Origin of the sequence: Synechococcus sp. R6-10 (assembly GCF_047461815.1) — a bacterium.
GTDB lineage: Bacteria > Cyanobacteriota > Cyanobacteriia > Thermostichales > Thermostichaceae > Thermostichus.
Window position 1 is genome coordinate 1 of sequence record NZ_JANSHW010000531.1, and the last position, 4,188, is coordinate 4,188.

At 60.3% G+C, this 4,188-nt stretch carries 6 protein-coding genes and 1 tRNA gene; 3 read left to right on the plus strand and 4 right to left on the minus strand.

Annotated features, from left to right (window positions below; all coding sequences use genetic code 11):
• Window positions 1-395: 395 nt before the first annotated feature.
• Window positions 396-1,319 carry an NAD(+) kinase gene (locus tag NW837_RS13320; RefSeq protein ID WP_011433945.1) on the plus strand — a complete coding sequence of 308 codons (924 nt, stop codon included), beginning with the start codon at window positions 396-398 and terminating at the stop codon, window positions 1,317-1,319.
• Between the two features lie 90 nt (window positions 1,320-1,409).
• Window positions 1,410-1,490, plus strand: a tRNA-Leu gene (locus NW837_RS13325).
• Between the two features lie 76 nt (window positions 1,491-1,566).
• Here NW837_RS13325 and NW837_RS13330 read toward each other — a convergent pair.
• From NW837_RS13330 to NW837_RS13340, 3 genes are all read right to left on the minus strand, one after another.
• A complete protein-coding gene (locus tag NW837_RS13330; RefSeq protein ID WP_414332111.1) occupies window positions 1,567-2,058 on the minus strand; it encodes a pentapeptide repeat-containing protein in 492 nt (163 codons plus the stop codon).
• 167 nt (window positions 2,059-2,225) lie between these two features.
• Window positions 2,226-2,522 (minus strand): hypothetical protein, encoded by a 297-nt coding sequence (locus NW837_RS13335; protein ID WP_011433947.1) that lies wholly within the window; start codon window positions 2,520-2,522, stop codon window positions 2,226-2,228.
• 64 nt (window positions 2,523-2,586) lie between these two features.
• On the minus strand, window positions 2,587-2,760 hold the full coding sequence (locus NW837_RS13340; protein ID WP_414332112.1) for a hypothetical protein: 174 nt from the start codon (window positions 2,758-2,760) through the stop codon (window positions 2,587-2,589).
• Window positions 2,761-2,785: 25 nt separating this feature from the next.
• Here NW837_RS13340 and lptB point away from each other — a divergent pair, with 25 nt between their 5' ends.
• Entirely contained in the window at window positions 2,786-3,514 is a 729-nt protein-coding gene (gene lptB, locus NW837_RS13345) for an LPS export ABC transporter ATP-binding protein (protein ID WP_011433949.1), read from the plus strand.
• On the opposite strand, the gene NW837_RS13350 is transcribed toward lptB, so the two are convergent.
• Window positions 3,417-3,926: a pyruvate kinase gene (locus NW837_RS13350; RefSeq protein ID WP_414332113.1), complete on the minus strand. Its 510-nt coding sequence runs from the start codon at window positions 3,924-3,926 to the stop codon at window positions 3,417-3,419. The genes lptB and NW837_RS13350 overlap by 98 nt on opposite strands.
• Between the last annotated feature and the right edge of the window lie 262 nt (window positions 3,927-4,188).

The following is a 4,188-nucleotide window of genomic DNA, read 5'->3' on the forward strand; positions in this document are numbered from 1 at the left end:
CGAGCGCCCACTCTCCCACCGCCCCTCCACAACCCATCACCGCGGAAGGGGATCCAGGGCAAAAAGACTTGACCCCGCAGGTGAAGTACCGACTGATGTACCGGGGTCGCCCTGTCGATTGAGGTACTCGTTCCAACCTGCCGTCACTCGTTTTTCCTCGTAGCTTCTCGTGGCTTCTTGCCCTGCCAGGGTTGAGCTGCCGATTGGCAACGAGCAGGATGCAATCGCTGCAGCCCCGGGCAGCAGTGTATGGCTTCGCCATGCAAGCTACCCGTCTTGTTCAGCGTCAATGTATCAGCGAAGTCTGCTGGCAGAAATTGTGGAATGGATCACCTGGCCAGCAGAGGGGCCTGCAGAACTGATAGAGTTTTGGCACCTCTGCCTTCCCATTGCCCATGACCAAGCCCAAAGCCGGGATCCTCTACAACGACGCCAAACCCGCCGCCAAACGCAGCAGCGAAACCCTAGCCCGCTGGTTTCAGGAGCAGGGCTGGGAAGTCTGTGTGGCCCCCAACTGGGGCGGTATCCTCGGTTATGCCAAGCCCGACAGCCCCATCTGCCTGACCAAAGTAGATAGCCTGGCCCCGGCTGGATTTGATCAAACCATGAAGTTTGCGGTGGTGTTGGGGGGAGATGGCACCGTCTTGGCAGCAGCACGGCAACTGGCCCCCAAAGGGATCCCCTTGTTGGCGGTGAATACGGGCCATCTGGGCTTTCTGACGGAGACCTACCTTCCTCACCTAGAAGAGGCAGCCAGTGCCGCCATTGCCGGGGAATACACCCTGGATCGCCGCAGCATGTTGCTGGTGCAAGCCTACCGAGGGCAAGAATTGCGCTGGGAGGTCTTGAGCTTAAACGAGATGGTGTTGCACCGCGAGCCTTTGACCAGCATGTGCCACTTCGAGATCACCATCGGGGATCACTCACCTCTGGATGTGGCTGCCGACGGAGTCATCTTGGCTACTCCCACCGGCTCGACGGCCTATGCCCTCTCGGCGGGTGGGCCGGTGATCACACCGGGGGTGCCGGTTTTGCAGCTGATTCCCATCTGCCCCCATTCCATGGCGTCGCGGGCCTTGGTCTTCCCCGATTCGGAGGAGGTATGGATTAGCCCCGTTACCCCTCAGCCACTGGTTTTGGTGGTAGATGGAAATGCCGGCTGCTACATCATGCCGGAAGACCAGATTCGGGTGGTACGTGCCCCCTATTGGACAGATTTGATGCGCCTGCGCCGACCGGAATTTTTCCGGGTTATGCGAGAGAAGTTGGGGTGGGGACTGCCCCACGCTTCCAAGCCCACGTCGGTGGAGTTGCCTTAACTTTGCCGAGGCAGGACAAGCCATAGCTGCAAAATGGCCAATGCCCTTAACAACTCCACCCCTCTGTCGCTATGATGGTTAGGCTCGGAAGCGGATGTGGCGGAATTGGTATACGCGCACGTTTGAGGGGCGTGTGGCTTTGCCTTGCGAGTTCGAGTCTCGCCATCCGCATTACGCAATTAGTACGCGTTATTCATTAGTCCCTCTCCCAGAGAGGGAGAGGGGAAGCTGGCTTCGGCCTTTGCCACTATTCCCGAACGGCACCCTGCAGGCGTGCGCCCCAGGTGCGAGCAAAGCGCAGGTCAGCCCCAACCAGGTTGGCGTCGCGTAGATCGGCCCCCCGCAAGTCGGCGCCGTACAGGGATGCAGAAGAGAGATCGGCCCCCCGCAGGTTGGCCCCCCGCAAGTCTGCCCCCTCCAGGTAAGCGCCACTCAGGTTGGCTCCGCTCAATTGAGCCCGCCGCAAATTGGCCCCCACCAGGTAAGACTGGCTGAGATCGGCGCCCGTCAAGATGGTGCGCTCCAGATTGGCCTCGATGAGATCGGAACCGCTGAAATTGGCCTCCGCCAAATCCAGATTGCTCAGCTCAATGGATCCCAGGCGGCAGTTGGGACAGGTGCGGGAAGCCATGAGGTAGCGCATAAAACAAGAGTTGTAGGTTGTGGCTGCGGCAGAGGAAGCCAAGGCTGCCGTGGCCAGTAGTGCCCAAATGGCGGGAACTTTGAGATTGAGGTTCATGGTTACCAAGCCTCACAATTTTGAAGGTTTACGTGAAGGGACACAGCAGAGGGGGATGGTTCTGCGCTGGTCACATGATAGTGGCATCTTCTGGCTTCGGCCACTCCGCAGGTCTGTCTGGCCCACCTGATAGCAGGCTCTCTCAGGGCGGGATGACGTTTGGAGTCCTATCGTCCCGAAGCTGCCGGGCCGTTGCCAACACTGGGAAGGGGTGGATCTTTGAGCAGCGGCTGCACCCAATGCCAAGACAGTTGCCCCAACCCCACCAAAACCCCGAGTATTGCCGAGGAAGTCAGGACGCGATCCCAGCGGATTTCCCGCCAGCCGGCAGGGCTGGTTGTTGGCCTTCTTGGGTTGAGTTTCTCGGCAACAGGAAGCGGGCGATGGCGCAAAAAGTGCCCACAGCGACGACAGCGATAATCGGAGTTGGAGTTGAGCCAGTAGCAAGCTGGGCAGCGAAGCATGGGAAGGCCAGGGATCCCCTAGTGAAATGATCCCATTTTGAGGGGGGCGAGCAGTTGCCGTGAGCTATGAGAACCCCATTAAGGATCCCTCCGGTTGGCTTGAGAGGGATCCACTTTGCCTACACTCCCCTGGATTGTGGGCGGGGTTTGGGGCATCTTTGAGGAAGTAGCCTGTGCGCTGCGGCAGCCGGGATCCCTGTCGGTTGGAGAGAATCAGCCCTACAGAATCAGTAAGCATTGATCAGCAGCCCTGTGCCGGCCCTATGCAGATCTACTTAGAAAACATCTGTAAGCGCTATGGCCGCCGTGAGGTGGTGAGCGACGTTAGCCTGAACATTCAGCAGGGGGAAATCGTGGGGCTCCTGGGCCCCAATGGGGCGGGGAAAACCACCACGTTCTACATCATGACTGGCCTGATCCAGCCCAACCGCGGCCATGTCTGGTTGGATGACCAAGACATCACCCACCTGCCCATGCATCGCCGGGCCCAATTGGGGATCGGCTACCTGGCCCAGGAGCCGAGTATTTTTCGTCGCCTCAGCATCCAAGACAACCTGCTGCTGATCATGGAGCAAACGGGGGTGCCTCGCCGCCTCTGGCAGCAGCGGCTCAACCAACTGCTGGAGGAGTTTCGCATCGCCCACGTGGCCCACAGCCTGGGCCTGCAGGTATCGGGGGGGGAGCGTCGCCGAGCGGAGATCGCCCGTGCCTTGGCCGCTGGGATCCACGGGCCGAAATTTCTGCTGCTGGATGAGCCCTTTGCGGGGGTGGATCCCATCGCGGTGGCGGATATTCAGGAGGTGGTGGCCAAGCTCAAGCAACGGGGCATCGGTGTTTTGATTACTGACCACAACGTGCGGGAGACGCTGGAGATCACCGACCGGGCCTATATCCTCAACGACGGGGCCATTTTGGCCAAGGGCACGGCGGCGGAGCTGGCGGCGGATCCCTTGGTGCGCAAGTATTACCTGGGGGAGAAGTTCCGTCTCTAGGGCAGCTCCAGGTCACCTCCAGGAGTACAGAGCTCGCAGGCGTTGGCTTTATCTTGTGCTGGTGGGTCTGCATCCGAGCCAGCAGCTCGTCCAGGAGGGCAACCGCCTCCAGCAGGTAGGGGCCCTTGTTGAGCATCACACATTCGGCGCGGGCAGACATCACCGCATCGGAAAGCTCAGGCCGCGAGGGCAAGCCCTCCTTGGTGAGCTGATCCAGCACCTGGGTAGCCCAGACCACCGGCACCTGGGCTGCCTCGCAGATCCACAGCAGTTCCTCCTGGATCTCGCCCAAGCGCAGCCAACCGATCTCCACAGCCAGATCGCCACGGGCAATCATCACCCCCAGGGGCCGGCAGCCGGCAACGGTCGCGATCAAGGCCGGCAGGTTTTTCACCGCCCGCTGCGTTTCCATCTTGCTGCGTTTCCATCTTGAGGATCAAGCCCAAATCGGGGCGAGCCTGCCGCCGCTCCAGCTCAGAAACCAGCAACTGCAAGTCCGCTGGCTGCTGGACAAAGGAATAGCCCACTAAGTCGGCATGCCGCACCACAAAGTCCAGGTCTTGGCAGTCTTTGTCGCTAAGGGAACGGATCTGGAGCTGACTGTCAGCTAGAAATCGCAGGAGCCCCGCACTGTACCCGTAGGGTCAGTGCCGGGAGGAATGCGCTTTGATGAA

Excerpts from the sequence above, each read along its gene's own strand:
- NW837_RS13320 (WP_011433945.1), top strand. The coding sequence starts at position 396 with ATGACCAAGCCCAAAGCCGGGATCCTCTACAACGACGCCAAACCCGCC.
- NW837_RS13330 (WP_414332111.1), bottom strand. The coding sequence starts at position 2,058 with ATGAACCTCAATCTCAAAGTTCCCGCCATTTGGGCACTACTGGCCACG.
- NW837_RS13335 (WP_011433947.1), bottom strand. The coding sequence starts at position 2,522 with ATGCTTCGCTGCCCAGCTTGCTACTGGCTCAACTCCAACTCCGATTAT.
- NW837_RS13340 (WP_414332112.1), bottom strand. The coding sequence starts at position 2,760 with ATGCTTACTGATTCTGTAGGGCTGATTCTCTCCAACCGACAGGGATCC.
- lptB (WP_011433949.1), top strand. The coding sequence starts at position 2,786 with ATGCAGATCTACTTAGAAAACATCTGTAAGCGCTATGGCCGCCGTGAG.
- NW837_RS13350 (WP_414332113.1), bottom strand. The coding sequence starts at position 3,926 with ATGGAAACGCAGCGGGCGGTGAAAAACCTGCCGGCCTTGATCGCGACC.